This window comes from Janthinobacterium longum, assembly GCF_051380735.1.
Lineage (GTDB): Bacteria > Pseudomonadota > Gammaproteobacteria > Burkholderiales > Burkholderiaceae_D > Janthinobacterium.
In genome coordinates this window covers 669,006-681,813 of sequence record NZ_JBNYXQ010000001.1, presented here as the reverse complement: position 1 = coordinate 681,813, position 12,808 = coordinate 669,006, and the positions used below count along the sequence as shown (strand labels likewise).

Below are 12,808 nucleotides of genomic sequence, written 5' to 3'. Positions count from 1 at the left end.
GCCCGCTGGTGTTTTATTGTCGGGCGTATTGGCGTTCAGTGCAAATCAATGATGTTTTTACTGCTACCCTTGCCGCTGCTGCGCCATCTGCCGCAGCTGTCCTTTCAATATTTTGCCGGTGGCCGCCGCCGGCAGCGCCTCCATCACGATAATCGCGGACGGGCATTTGTAGGGCGACAGCGAGCTGGCCAGCCAGGCCTGCAGCGCATCGAGCGTCACCGGCTGGCGCGGGTCGAGCTCCACATAGGCCACCACTTCCTCGTTGCCATCGGCCGTGCCGCAGCCGACTACCGCCGACTGGACCACGGAAGGGTGGGCGTTCAGCGCCGTTTCCACTTCCAGCGGATAGACATTGAAGCCCGAGCGGATGATCAGTTCCTTGGTGCGCCCGACGATAAACAGCGCGCCGTCCTCGCCCTGGCACGCCATGTCGCCGGTGTTCAGCCAGCCGCCGTCGCGCATGGTGGCGGCTGTCATTTCCGGCTCCTTGTAGTAGCCGGCCATCACGTTCGGTCCGCGCACCCACAGCTCGCCAGGCGTGCCCTGCGCCACGTCAACGCCATCGGCGTCGACAATGCGCGTTTCCACGCCCGGTATCGGCGCACCGACCGAATCGTCCTGGCGCGGCGACTCCAGGCGTGTCTGGCTGATGGTGGGCGAACTTTCCGTCATGCCGTAGCCATTGTGCAGTGCGGTGCCCAGCAGCTGCTCGACTTCCTGTTTCAGCAACGGCGCCAACGGCGAGCCGCCCGCGTAGGCAAAGCGCAGTTGCGTGGCCAGCGGCGTGCCGGGGCCGCCCAGGGTTTGCAGCAGCTTGGCATACATGGCCGGCACGCCCTGCACGATGGTCAGGCCATCGTCCTTCAATGCCGACAACAATCCCTCGACCGAAAAGCGCGGCACCAGGAACAGGGCCGCGCCCGCATACAGGGTGCCGAGCGCTACCGAGGCCAGGCCATACACATGCGAGATCGGCAGCACGCCATAGGCGCGGTCAAGCTGTGTCAGTCCGCGCAGCTTGCTCGACACGGCGGCGATAAAGAGCAGGTTGCGGTGCGTCAGCATCACGCCCTTGGGGTGGCCGGTGGTGCCTGTGGTGTAGATCAGTGCGGCCACCTGTTCATTGCCACTCTGCGTGGCTTCGGCCACCGCATCCTGGTTCAGGGGGCCGGCCAGCAGCTCGCCCATGCCGTCGACCAGCACCGTGCGGCTGCCCGCACGCTGCGCATGGGCGGCCGCTTCCTTCGATGAATGATGCAGGTACAGCACGCGCCGCGCCGTCGAGTGCGCGGCGATGGTATCGATCTCGCGCGCCGACAGCCGGGCATTGACATTGACGATCCAGGCGTCGATGCTGGCCGCGGCGAAAATCAGCGCCACCTGCAGCGCGCAGTTTTCGCCGATGACCATCAGCCGGTCGCCAGGGCGGATATCGAGTTCGCGCAGGAGCCGCCCCGCGTCTTCCACGGCGTGCTGCAGTTCGGCGTAGGTCCAGTGGCGGGGGCCTTCGTGCAGCGCCGGCGCATCGGGTGTGCTGGCGGCCCAGCGCTGGGGAATCGCCGACAGGCGCGCCGGCAAGCTGGCCAGCAGGGCGGGGATGTCCTCCATCGCGGCCGGCTTCATTTTTGCGCTGCCTTGATCATGTTGCGGGCAATCACGATCTGCTGGATCTGCGTCGTGCCTTCGTAGATGCGGAACAGGCGCACGTCGCGGTAGAAGCGTTCGGCCGCATATTCGGAAATATAGCCAGCGCCGCCATGGATCTGCACCGAGCGGTCGGCCACCCGGCCGCACATCTCGGAAGCGAACAGCTTGCAGCACGACGCTTCGGTCGAAATATCTTCCTGGTTGTCGCGCCGGCGCGCGCAATCGAGCACCATGCTGCGCGCCGCATAGATTTCGGCCTTGCTGTCGGCCAGCATGGCCTGGATCAGCTGGAATTCGGCAATCGGCTGGCCGAACTGCTGGCGCTCCATCGCATACGCCAGCGCGTCGGCCAGCATGCGTTCGGCCGCGCCCACGCAGACGGCAGCGATATGCAGTCGGCCCTTGTCGAGCACCTTCATGGCCGTCTTGAAGCCCACGCCTTCCTTGCCACCGATAATGTTGGCGGCCGGTACGCGGCAGTTTTCAAAGATCACGTCGCAGGTATGCGCGCCTTGCTGGCCCATTTTCCTGTCGATCTTGCCCAGCGACAGGCCCGGCGTATCTTTTTCCACGATAAACGCGGAAATCGCCGAGGCGCCGCGCTTGGCCGGGTCGGTGCGCGCCATGACGGTAAAGATGCTGGCCTCGGGCGCATTGGTGATATAGCGCTTGCTGCCGTTGAGCACATAGAAGTCGCCATCGCGCACGGCGCTGGTGCGCAGCGATGCCGCGTCCGATCCCGAGCCTGCTTCCGTCAGCGCGAACGAGCCGATGATGTCGCCGGCCGCCAGTTTCGGCAGGTAATGCTGTTTCTGTTCTTCCGTGCCGTCGATCACGATGCCCTGCGAGCCGATGCCGTTGTTGGTGCCGATCAGCGAGCGGAAGGCGGGTGAGGTGCGGGCAATTTCAAAGGCTACGCGCACTTCCTCTTCCATGCTCAGTTCCAGCCCGCCGTAGGCTTCGGGGATCGACAGGCCGAACAGGCCCAGCTCGCGCATCTGCGCCACGATGGCCGGCGGGATGGTATCGGTTTCGGCCACCAGGTTTTCATTCGGCACCAGCACTTCGCGCACGAAACGGCGGATGCTGTCGAGCAGGATATTGAGGGTTTCTTCGTCGCGTATCATGTGATCCTTTGCTTATGTGGAAGGGCGCCTAGCCGCGGCCCAGATTGGATTCGATGTTGCTGACCAGCGCCACCAGGCGCGGGCCCAGGTCGGACTCGAGCTTGTCGCGTGACAGCAGAAACGCCGGGCCGCCGCAGTTGAAGGCCACTACCTGCTCGCCGTCCAGGCCCAGCATGGGCACGCCCACGGCGTGGATATCGTTCTGCCATTCGCCGGCCGAGATGCAGAAGCCCCGGTCCTGGTAATCCTTGAAACCCTGCTCGATGCCGGCCCGGATGCGCGGCCAGCGTTCGGTGTCGTGTGTGCGCGCATGGTCCATCAGGTAGTCGCGTTCCGATTGCGGCAGGATGCAAAGCAGGGCCTTGCCCATCGCCGTCGTCATCAGGGGGATGCGCGAACCCACGTCCAGGCGCAAAGTGACATTGGCGCTGCTGCGGCAGGTTTCCACATACACCATGCTGAGGCGGTCGCGCGTGCCCATCGACACCGACGCCTGCGCATGTTCCGCCAATTCCTCCATCAGCGGGCGCGCCATCTTGCGCACATCGAGGTTGGATAGCATGCGGTAACCGAGTGCCAGCACGCCGGCGCCCAGCTGGTACTTGCCCAGCTGTTCGGAATAATTGAGGTAGCCCAGTTTCGTCAAGGTATAGGTCAGGCGCGAAATGGTCGGCTTGGGGATCGCCGTGCGCCTGGCCATGTCGGCGTTCGACAGGTAGATTTCACCGGGACGAAAGCAGCGCAGCACTTCCAGGCCACGCGCCAGCGCATTGACGAACTGGCGGTCCTTGCCTTCATCTTCATCGCTGAAAACAACGATTTCGGGATCGATTGCAGGCTGCATGTTTTTCATGTTGGCGTTCATATTGTCTCGCTCCTGTCATCCAGTTTGCCCAGCCCTGTACCCCATGTCAACCGTTTTGTGAAACATGCGTTCGCACAGCGAAATGGTGCAGCGCACTAAAATGGTGCGAAAATCACATGTTTTTATGGTAACCATTTGTCGTCATCAAGTGGTAACAGACGGGTGCTATGGTGCTGGCACTGTCAACCCACCCTTTGGAAATCATGATGCTGCACCTGCCACGCCTGTCCCCGCGCCACCTCCTGATCCCCACCGCGATTGCCATCGGCGTTCTCGCCGCTGCCTGCGGCGGCGACGATACCTTTGTCGTGCCGCCTGTCGTCCAGGGGCGCTGGGTTGCCGGTGACCTGCATACCCACACCACGCAGTCGGCCGACGCCGACGTCAGCCAGACCCTGGACAAGGTGCTGGCCAAGGCCTTTACCAGCTATGGCCTGGACTGGATGGCGGTCACCAATCACCTGCGCGTATCGACCCGCGACGACAAGGGCAACCTGCTCGCCACACCGATCCCGATGGCGACCGGCGTTGAACGCTACGAACTGCCGCGCCTGGCCGCGCTGCAGGCGGCAGGCGGTGCCTACGCCGACAAGCTGATTTTCTCGGGCTTCGAATGGGATATGCCGACCCATGACCATATCGGCATCGGCATCTTCGAGGGCAGCGACAAGCTGACCGTCAGCACGCGCGGCGTGCGCGAGTTCGAGTACCTGTTTACCACGCGTGACGCCGCCATGTTCGACAGCGCCGATGTGGCAGCCTGGAAGACCAAGTACGGCGAGACGCGCTACAACAAGACTGCCGACGATGCGCTCAAGGCCATCAGCTGGCTCAAGGACAATTACCCGAATACCAGCTATGCGGTCATCAACCACCCGTCGCGCAACAAGGGCAGCTACACGGTGGAAGACTTCCGCCGCTTCAACGACCTCGCGCCCAACATCATGTTCGGCATCGAAGGCATGGTCGGCAACCAGATGGAGCCGGACCGCGGCGGCTATACCGCCGCTTATACACCCGAAAATGCACCGCTGCGCGCCTACGGCGGCGTCGATTATGTGGTGGCCAAGGTCGGTGGCGTGTGGGATGCCTTGCTGGGTGAAGGGCGCCGCGTATGGAACCTGACCGATTCCGACACCCACTTCAAGATCGTCGGCAATAACAGCAGCGGCTACTTCCCCGGCGAATACGCAAAAAATTATGTGTTCAACGGCGCCACCGGCGCCGTCACCGCAAAAGACCTGCTGCAGGGCCTGCGCTCGGGGAAGATGTTTTCGGTGTATGGCGACCTGATCAATGCACTTGACTTCAACCTGGCAGGCGCCAGGGAACGCAAGGAAATGGGCGGCGAACTGCAGGTGGTCAGTGGCGAGAAGGTGACCATCACCATCCGCTTCAAGAGTCCGGCGAAAAACAACTACGAAAAGCCGGTCGACAGTGGCATGTCCGCCAGCGTCAAGCCGGTGGTCGACCATATCGACCTGATCGCCGGCGATGTAGGCGCCAAGGCCGCGCAAGGGACGGCGGCGTATGCGGTGGCGACCAATGCCTCAACCCGCGTGCTCAAGCGCTTTACCAGCGCCGACTGGAAGTTGGGTGCGGACGGCTATTACACCATCAGTTATGACACCGTTGCCTCAAAAAACCAGTACTACCGCCTGCGCGGTACCAACCTGGGCCTGAATGTGGCCGGTCTGACTCAGGACGGCGAACCGCTGGCCGATCAGCGCACCGCTGGCGCCGACAATACCCAGCGCTTCAACGATATCAACGACCGCAATTACCGCAGCCTGTGGTTCTATTCGAATCCGGTATTTGTCACGGTGCGCTGAAGGCTCCCAAGTCCGGCGCCGTGCCCTTGAATGGCAGGCCGACATCGACGCCCTGGCCGATCAAGGCACTGCTGCTGCGCAGGTGGTAGCTGCGCAGCAGCGGCAGGCTGCCGTCGGCCTGGCGTGGCGCATCCCAGCCGGTGGCGGAAACGTCGTCGAAATCGCGGTCGGTCACGGGCGTCGCCATCGTCCACGAATTGTGGGCCATGTCCAGGCCCTCGGCATGGACGACCAGGCGTCCCTTGTAGGCCAGGTTGTTGCGCAGATTGCCGACGCTGATCTTTGAGCCATCGGGCGCTATGCCGAGCATGTCGAAGTTGCTGCCGTTGCCAAACGCCGTATTGTTGAAGAAGTCGATCGCCAGCGGATGGTGGTTGGCATAGAAGCCGGCAGCCTTGTTCAGGAAGGCCACCGAGAAGCGCACCGTATGCGTGACGCCGTTGGACACATACAGGCCGCCGTAGCCCCCGGCCTTGATGCCGTTGCCATTGCCTGCCGCGAGCGGCGTAGTGGTGCCGGGCAGATAGCCCTGGCGCCATGCCCACGAGGACTCGATGGTGACCGGAGAATAGGCATTGATCAGGTCGAAACCATCATCGCTGTTGGCCCATGCCCGGCAGCCGCGAAAGACGTTGCCTGGCTGGTTGGCCTTGACGTGGGCGCCGAAGCCGTCTGCGCTTTGCCCGGCGCCATTCGACGTGTAAGGGTCGTAGTTGTGGTGCGAATCGCTGTTGAGCACCAGGTTATGGCTGCCGTTCTGGATGAACAGGCCAGGCCCCATATTGTGGTGCAGATCGAGCTGCTCGAAAATATTATGGCTGCCGTTAATCCACACGCCCCATGATTCATGGTTGAGATGATTTTGCGGCTGTTGCGGCACACCGGTAATTTCCAGTCCCTTCAAGTGCACCCAGCTGGCGGTGACGGTCAAGCCCTTGATACGGCAATCATCCTTCATGGCACTGAAATCAAATATCGGTTTTTCGCCCGGATAGGCCCGGTAGACTATCGGCTGGCCGTCGCGGCCGCTCTTGTTGACCAGGATGGCGTCCACCACGGCGGTGCGGCTGGCACAGGTGTTGATGCCGTTCGTGATGGCGTAGCGTCCGCCGCGAAAATAGACGGTGTCGCCCGGGTGCGCCTGCGACTGTGCATGCGTGAACGATGCCCAGGGCGCCGCCTGGCTGCCATCGGCCTGGTCGTTGCCTTGCGGTGCGACATATAAATCGACGCAATGCGCCGAGAGGGGAAGGGCGCTGCAGCAAACCAGCAGCATGGTGGCAAGAAAGGTCGTCATGGCGGCAATTGTAGCGTGGCCATACAAGTCTGGCGCAGGCTTGCATGACGATAGCTGGTGGCGCTGCTGCCCGGTTCAGCTTTTCACATCGATCAGGCTGCCCAGCGCCTGGTCGGCGGCTTTCACGACATTGGCCGACAGATTGAAGCCGGTCTTGTAGACCAGGGTGTCGGTCAGTTCCGAGGCCAGCCCTACGCCACTGGGTCGGCTGGCGGCGCTGGCGTTCGATGGAGCAGTGGAGTTTTCGCTGGCCGACAGCCGGCGTCCTTCGGCGGAAAGCGTCACGCCGCTGCCAGCCGGGCTGCTTTCCTGGAAATTGGCGCGCTGCGGCCCGAAGCCTGGCGTATTGGCGTTGGCGACGTTGTTGGCGGCCACGTCCAGCGCGCGCTGGTTGGCGCTCAGGCCCGAGGTGCCGGTGGTGAGGGCGGAGATGGACATGATAACTCCCTGAAGTATGCCCTCAGTTTACTCCTGTTTGATGTTGCCCATGAAAAATGCCGCCCGCAGGCGGCATTCAGGTATCAAGGCACTGCGGCTTAGGTCGGTGCGTGCGCTTCCGAGGTCGACTTGATATCCTGGGCGTTGGCACGCTCAAAGATTTCCTTGACAACTTTCACCTGATCCGACGATTCCGTATGTACCGAGATCAGGATATTGCCGTTGCGAACCTTGTCATCGTATTGCTTGGCTTCCAGTTCCGGAATGCCCATGCCAACCAGGCCGCCGACAATCCCGCCAGCCGCGCCACCGATGGCCGCGCCACCGAGTGCCGCCATGATAGGGCCGGCCGCAATGAATGGGCCAACGCCTGGAATTGCCAGCGAGCCGATGCCGACCAGCCAGCCCAGCACGGCGCCGGTACCCATGCCGGCCACGCCACCGGTGGCCGCGCCTTCTGGCATTTTGGTATTTTGCTCGTGAGCGAAGTCACGTGTTCCGGTCTTGTCCGGGAACAGCACCGAGATATCGTTGTTCGAGAAGCCGGCGTCTTTCAGCGAGTTGACGATGACTTCGGCCTGGGTGTGTTCCTGGGCGATGCAATAAACGGCGTTTTTGCTCATGGTGTAACTCCTTAGTTGGTTTTAATGTCGAGTTTGTTTTCGATACTGTTCACGCCGGACAGCGGCTTGATCAGTTCTTCGATTTTGGTTTTTTCTTCGGCCGATTTGACCGGGCCGCGCAAGGTCACCACACCGTTTTTGACGAGGATTTTCACGTTATGGGCGGTGGTCGACAGCGACTCGTCCTTGACCACGACCTTGCGCGCTTCGGCCAGCAAGTTGCGGTCGGTTTTTGCGTTCGACTGTTTCTGCGGCGTCTGGCTGGCAGTTGCCTTGTCGCGTTCGTTCATGTCCGAATTGTCTGCGACGGGACTGGCGACGCCAGGTTTGCTTTGATCCTTGGCATGCGGCGCCGTTTGCGCCGTGGCGAACGAGGCACTGCAGGCCAATGCAACGGTCAGGCTGATGAGGTTGATAGCTTTACGCATTCCATGCTCCTTGAAATTACCGGCGGTTTGTTGTGCCGAGAAGTTCAGCATAGACGAGGAAAGATTGACACGGTGTTAAGTACTTCACGTTCAGGTGAAACAAGTTCAAAGCTCGTCAATCAGGCTGCCAGTACGATAGTGTTCGTGAAAACCGGGGCGGGCGAATATACTATGTGTCAACGGGAGGCGTGCGGCTCCCAGGCAGGCCTGTTGCCACTGCCCGCTTCGATCTGATCGCGGCAGGCCAAACCATTACCAGAGAATAAAGATACTATGGCTTCATCCCCGGAAAACCTCAGCATGGCCGTGTTTTGCGACTTTGAAAACGTCGCACTCGGCGTGCGTGATGCAAACTACGAAAAATTCGACATCAAGCCTATCCTCGAGCGCTTGCTGCTCAAGGGCAGCATCGTGGTCAAGAAGGCCTATTGCGACTGGGATCGCTACAAAAGCTTCAAGGGCACCATGCATGAAGCGAACTTCGAACTGATCGAAATCCCCCATGTGCGCCAGTCCGGCAAGAATTCGGCCGACATCCGCCTGGTGGTCGATGCACTCGACCTGTGCTACACCAAGGCCCACGTCAACACCTTCGTCATCATCAGCGGCGACTCCGACTTTTCGCCGCTGGTATCGAAACTGCGCGAGAACGCCAAGCAGGTGATCGGCGTGGGCGTCAAGCAGTCGACCTCCGACCTGCTGGTGGCCAACTGCGACGAATTCATCTTTTATGACGACCTGGTGCGCGAAAGCCGCCGCACGGCCGCCAAGCGCGATGCCCGCGATGAACGCGACTCGCCGGCGCCGAAGCGCACGCCCGACGAAGAAGTGCGCCGCAAGGAAAAATACGAATTGCGCAAGACCGAGGCGATCGAAATGGCCGTCGCAACCTTCGATGCGCTGGTGTCCGAGCGTGGCGACAGCGGCAAGATCTGGGCCTCGATGCTGAAAGAAGCGATCAAGCGCCGCAAGCCCGACTTCAGCGAATCGTTCTATGGTTTCCGCACTTTCGGCAACCTGCTGGAAGAAGCGCAGGCGCGTGGCTTGCTGGAATTTGGCCGCGATGAAAAATCGGGCGCCTATGTGTACCGCAGCAGCGGCCTGGCCGCCGCCGCTCCGGTCCTGGGCAGCGCCGATACCGCCATCGACAGCGACAGCGTGGTGCCTGACGCCGTGATGGCCGAAGAGGGCAACCGCGAGAACGGCAACTCCGGCAACTCCGGCAACCGCCGCGATTCACGCCGCAATGGCCGCGGTGGCCGCAAGCAGAATGACAACCGCCGCAATGACGCCGCGCCGCAGGCCTTTATGCCAGTGGCCGAGGTTGAAACGCCGGTCGAGGCTGTTGAGGCCTTGCAGGAGCTGGCACAGCTGGCGCCTGAAGCTGCTGAGGCAGTGGCGGAAGACAGCAAGCGCGGCTCGCGCCGCAATGGCCGTGGTGGACGCAATAATCGCGAAGCGCGCGCTGCGGTGGTCGATGCCGTGGAAGTTGTGGAAGCGGCGCCGGTGGTGCAATTCGTGCCGGAGCCGGTGATTGAGGCGCCAGCCGAGGTCAAGCCGAAACCAAAACGCACGCCGGCCCGCAAGGCGGCGGCCGCCAAGAAGCCGGCCAAGGCGGCGGTGGAAGCGGTAGTGGAAGTGGAACCAGTGGTTCAGGCTGTCGAGACGCCTGTTATCGAGGAAAAACCCGCCAAGGTGCCGCGCAAGACGCCGGCACGTGCGCGCAAGAAAGTCGAGGAAGCTTGATTGAGGCCCGCAGCGGAAAGCTGGGGTCAGACCCGACGGGTCTGACCCCTGTCCTCTGCTGCGTGTCGAAGAAGCCTTAAGCATGTACCCCGGCGAGCGCTTCAACAGCATCTCCCACATGGTCGGCGCCGTGCTGGCCGCCATCGGCGGTGCGGTGCTGATCGTTGTGGCGGCGCTGACGGGCGATATCTGGAAAATCATCAGTTGCAGCGTCTACGCAGCCATGCTGCTGACCTTGTACATCACTTCCTCCCTGTATCACAGCGTGCGCTCCAGCAGGACGAAAACAGTGTTGCAGCGGCTCGACCATTGCGCCATCTATCTCTTGATAGCGGGCACCTACACTCCCTTCATGCTGGTGACCATGCGCGGGCCATGGGGCTGGTCGCTGCTTGGCGTGGTGTGGGGTCTGGCCGTGATCGGCATCGTGCAGGAATACGTTTATGCCCGGGGCGCGCGTATTTTGTCGCTGGTGATCTACGTGCTGATGGGCTGGCTGATTGTCGTCGGCATCAAGCCCCTGCTGGCGGCGCTCGAGTGGAACGGCTTCCTGTGGCTGGCCGCCGGCGGCTTGTGCTACACGGGCGGCATCGGCTTTTACGCCACCGACCACAAGCTGCGCCATGGCCACGGCATCTGGCATCTGTTTGTGCTGGCCGGCAGTATCTGCCATTTTGTTGCCATTTTATTCTACGTTGCCTGATGTAGTGAGCGGCCGGGGCATCGCCCCGACTATTGCCGACAATCCATTATAATGCCCTGATCTGTGAAGCAAAGGCAAGAATGGACATCAATTCGGACGACCTGAAAATTTTCGTGGCCGTCATCGACAGCGGTACCCTGAGCGCGGCTGCCGTGCATCTGGGGCAGACCACCTCGGGCGTCAGCCGGGCGCTGTCGCGGCTGGAAGACAAGCTGGCTACCTCCTTGCTGACGCGCACCACGCGGCGCATGGAGCTGACGGAAGAAGGGCAGTTGTTCCTGGCGCGCGCGCGCACCATCCTTGCCTCGATGGAAGACGTGGAGGAGGCGATCCGCATGCGCCACCAGAAGCCGGCCGGGCGCCTGTGCGTTGACGCCGCCTCGCCCTTCATGCTCCATTGCGTGGTGCCGCACGTGGCCGAGTTTCGCGCCATGTACCCCGAGATTCGCCTGGAGCTGACCAGCAACGACCAGATCGCCGACCTGCTGGAACACCGCACCGATATCGCCATCCGCATCGGTGCGCTGGCCGATTCCACCCTGCATGCGCGCGCCCTGAGTTCCAGCGAGCTGCATGTACTGGCCACGCCGGCCTACCTGGCGCGCCATGGCACACCTGGCACGCCCGAAGCGCTGGCCGGCCATGCCCTGCTGGGCTTTACCCAGTATGAGCCGGGCAATCACTGGCCACTGCGCCACGAGGCCGGCAACAGCTTGCAGATCGTGCCGGCGCTGGCCGCCTCCAGCGGTGAAACCTTGCGTCAGTTGGCCCTGCACGACCAGGGCATCGTGTGTTTATCCGACTTCATGACGCGCGATGATATTGCCGCCGGTCGTCTGGTGAAAGTGCTGCAGCCGTTCCACACCGGCTACCGCCAGCGGATCCATGCCGTGTATTACCGCAATACGCAACTGGCGCAGCGCATCAGCTGTTTCCTCGAGTTCCTGCAGCAAAAACTGTAAGCCATGGCGTGAGAATGCGCGTATTTCCCGTCATGTAGCATATGTTAATATCTTGCAACTTTAACTATTGCAAAATATTATGAAGTTTTACCTTCCCCTGATTGCCTTGCTCTCCGCGTCCAGTGTTGCCGCCGCTGACGTACGCTACGCCGGCGCGCCGGACTGCCGCGTGGTCGAACATGCGCGGGTTGCCGGCCAGGCAGCATACTGGAGTGGTGCCTGCCGCGACGGCTATGCCGATGGGCCTGGCGCTTTGCAATGGAGCAAGGATGGCAAGCCAACCGAACGTTATGAAGGTCCGCTGGCCAAGGGCCTGCCGGAAGGCGCGGGCATCGCGCAGTGGGCCGACGGCAGCTTGCACAAGGGGACTTACCAGGGCGGCCAATTGCATGGGCCTGCAGCGGTGGTATTCAAAAGCGGCACCAGGCTGGAAGCCAACTTCGAGCATGGCAAGCTGGTCGGCAATGTCAAGGCGACCTATGCCGGTGGCAACCGTTATGAAGGCAGCTGGCGCAATGGCCCTGAAGGCACAGGCACCATGACCTTTGCCCTGGGCGGCGCCTATAGTGGCCCATGGATCGATGGCAAGCCGTTCGGCGACGGCGAGATACGGTACCCGAACGGGCAGGTGCTGAAAGCCCGCTTCAATGGCAGCTTCCAGTTGACACAGCGACCGCAGCCGGAGACGCCCAAGCTTTACAATATCAAGCGCGAGGATCCGCAGACCGGCTCGAACATACGCCCGGTGTTAGGCAATAATTTTATCGTCCCGCCGGAAAAACCGTATGCCGAGTTGACGCCCGATCAGCAGGCGCTGGTGAAAAGCTTCTACGAGATATTGCAGGAAGACGATGCGCCGCCGTATCCGGAAAAGGGCATGGTGCAGATTACACGCGCCATGGGCAAACTGATCTCCTACGGTCACATCGAGGGCATCTTGCGCGCCAATGTCAGCATCAATGAGGCAGGCGTGCCGCAGAGTGTGACCGTGCTGAAAAGCCCGGACAGCGAAGCGGCCAAGCTGGCCGGTTCCATCCTGATGCTGATCAAATATACGCCCGGACGCTGCGCCGGCCAGCCTTGCGCCATGATGGTGCCATTCAATTACTCGCTGAGCGTCAAATAAGTAGTAGCGCGGCC

12 protein-coding genes are annotated in these 12,808 nt (G+C 61.8%); 5 read left to right on the top strand and 7 right to left on the bottom strand.

Features of this window, described 5'->3' with window-relative positions; translation table 11 throughout:
- Positions 1–63 precede the first annotated feature (63 nt).
- The 3 genes from ACQ4WM_RS03045 to ACQ4WM_RS03035 are packed head-to-tail and all read right to left on the bottom strand — an operon-like array spanning position 64 to position 3,639.
- The gene (locus ACQ4WM_RS03045; protein ID WP_436545235.1) at positions 64–1,623 is read right to left on the bottom strand and encodes a class I adenylate-forming enzyme family protein; all 1,560 of its coding nucleotides are present in this window, start codon (positions 1,621–1,623) and stop codon (positions 64–66) included.
- On the bottom strand, positions 1,620–2,774 hold the full coding sequence (locus ACQ4WM_RS03040; RefSeq protein WP_436545234.1) for an acyl-CoA dehydrogenase family protein: 1,155 nt from the start codon (positions 2,772–2,774) through the stop codon (positions 1,620–1,622). Before ACQ4WM_RS03040 ends, ACQ4WM_RS03045 begins: the two co-directional genes overlap by 4 nt.
- 28 nt (positions 2,775–2,802) lie before the next feature.
- Positions 2,803–3,639 (bottom strand): IclR family transcriptional regulator, encoded by an 837-nt coding sequence (locus ACQ4WM_RS03035; RefSeq protein WP_436545233.1) that lies wholly within the window; start codon positions 3,637–3,639, stop codon positions 2,803–2,805.
- Between the two features lie 203 nt (positions 3,640–3,842).
- Between ACQ4WM_RS03035 and ACQ4WM_RS03030 the strand changes: the two genes are divergently transcribed.
- The gene (locus ACQ4WM_RS03030; protein WP_436545232.1) at positions 3,843–5,471 is read left to right on the top strand and encodes a CehA/McbA family metallohydrolase domain-containing protein; all 1,629 of its coding nucleotides are present in this window, start codon (positions 3,843–3,845) and stop codon (positions 5,469–5,471) included.
- On the opposite strand, the gene ACQ4WM_RS03025 is transcribed toward ACQ4WM_RS03030, so the two are convergent.
- The 4 genes from ACQ4WM_RS03025 to ACQ4WM_RS03010 form a co-directional block, all read right to left on the bottom strand.
- Positions 5,458–6,768 (bottom strand): right-handed parallel beta-helix repeat-containing protein, encoded by a 1,311-nt coding sequence (locus ACQ4WM_RS03025; RefSeq protein ID WP_436545231.1) that lies wholly within the window; start codon positions 6,766–6,768, stop codon positions 5,458–5,460. The genes ACQ4WM_RS03030 and ACQ4WM_RS03025 overlap by 14 nt on opposite strands.
- A 75-nt stretch (positions 6,769–6,843) precedes the next feature.
- Positions 6,844–7,206: a flagellar basal body protein gene (locus ACQ4WM_RS03020; protein WP_436545230.1), complete on the bottom strand. Its 363-nt coding sequence runs from the start codon at positions 7,204–7,206 to the stop codon at positions 6,844–6,846.
- A 98-nt stretch (positions 7,207–7,304) separates the two neighbouring features.
- Positions 7,305–7,829 (bottom strand): hypothetical protein, encoded by a 525-nt coding sequence (locus tag ACQ4WM_RS03015; protein ID WP_436545229.1) that lies wholly within the window; start codon positions 7,827–7,829, stop codon positions 7,305–7,307.
- A gap of 11 nt (positions 7,830–7,840) precedes the next feature.
- Complete coding sequence (locus ACQ4WM_RS03010) at positions 7,841–8,257, bottom strand: BON domain-containing protein (protein ID WP_436545228.1); 417 nt, start codon at positions 8,255–8,257, stop codon at positions 7,841–7,843.
- Between the two features lie 273 nt (positions 8,258–8,530).
- Between ACQ4WM_RS03010 and ACQ4WM_RS03005 the strand changes: the two genes are divergently transcribed.
- The 4 genes from ACQ4WM_RS03005 to ACQ4WM_RS02990 all read left to right on the top strand — a co-directional run bounded on the left by ACQ4WM_RS03005 (position 8,531) and on the right by ACQ4WM_RS02990 (position 12,794).
- Positions 8,531–10,003 (top strand): NYN domain-containing protein, encoded by a 1,473-nt coding sequence (locus ACQ4WM_RS03005; RefSeq protein WP_436545227.1) that lies wholly within the window; start codon positions 8,531–8,533, stop codon positions 10,001–10,003.
- Between the two features lie 82 nt (positions 10,004–10,085).
- Entirely contained in the window at positions 10,086–10,706 is a 621-nt protein-coding gene (gene trhA, locus ACQ4WM_RS03000; RefSeq protein ID WP_436545226.1) for a PAQR family membrane homeostasis protein TrhA, read from the top strand.
- Positions 10,707–10,786: 80 nt separating this feature from the next.
- Entirely contained in the window at positions 10,787–11,668 is an 882-nt protein-coding gene (locus ACQ4WM_RS02995) for a LysR substrate-binding domain-containing protein (protein WP_436545225.1), read from the top strand.
- A gap of 79 nt (positions 11,669–11,747) precedes the next feature.
- A complete protein-coding gene (locus tag ACQ4WM_RS02990; RefSeq protein WP_436545224.1) occupies positions 11,748–12,794 on the top strand; it encodes a hypothetical protein in 1,047 nt (348 codons plus the stop codon).
- Positions 12,795–12,808 lie beyond the last annotated feature (14 nt).

Coding starts and splice junctions, on each gene's coding strand:
- ACQ4WM_RS03045 (WP_436545235.1), bottom strand. CDS start 1,623: ATGAAGCCGGCCGCGATGGAGGACATCCCCGCCCTGCTGGCCAGCTTG.
- ACQ4WM_RS03040 (WP_436545234.1), bottom strand. CDS start 2,774: ATGATACGCGACGAAGAAACCCTCAATATCCTGCTCGACAGCATCCGC.
- ACQ4WM_RS03035 (WP_436545233.1), bottom strand. CDS start 3,639: ATGAACGCCAACATGAAAAACATGCAGCCTGCAATCGATCCCGAAATC.
- ACQ4WM_RS03030 (WP_436545232.1), top strand. CDS start 3,843: ATGATGCTGCACCTGCCACGCCTGTCCCCGCGCCACCTCCTGATCCCC.
- ACQ4WM_RS03025 (WP_436545231.1), bottom strand. CDS start 6,768: ATGACGACCTTTCTTGCCACCATGCTGCTGGTTTGCTGCAGCGCCCTT.
- ACQ4WM_RS03020 (WP_436545230.1), bottom strand. CDS start 7,206: ATGTCCATCTCCGCCCTCACCACCGGCACCTCGGGCCTGAGCGCCAAC.
- ACQ4WM_RS03015 (WP_436545229.1), bottom strand. CDS start 7,829: ATGAGCAAAAACGCCGTTTATTGCATCGCCCAGGAACACACCCAGGCC.
- ACQ4WM_RS03010 (WP_436545228.1), bottom strand. CDS start 8,257: ATGCGTAAAGCTATCAACCTCATCAGCCTGACCGTTGCATTGGCCTGC.
- ACQ4WM_RS03005 (WP_436545227.1), top strand. CDS start 8,531: ATGGCTTCATCCCCGGAAAACCTCAGCATGGCCGTGTTTTGCGACTTT.
- trhA (WP_436545226.1), top strand. CDS start 10,086: ATGTACCCCGGCGAGCGCTTCAACAGCATCTCCCACATGGTCGGCGCC.
- ACQ4WM_RS02995 (WP_436545225.1), top strand. CDS start 10,787: ATGGACATCAATTCGGACGACCTGAAAATTTTCGTGGCCGTCATCGAC.
- ACQ4WM_RS02990 (WP_436545224.1), top strand. CDS start 11,748: ATGAAGTTTTACCTTCCCCTGATTGCCTTGCTCTCCGCGTCCAGTGTT.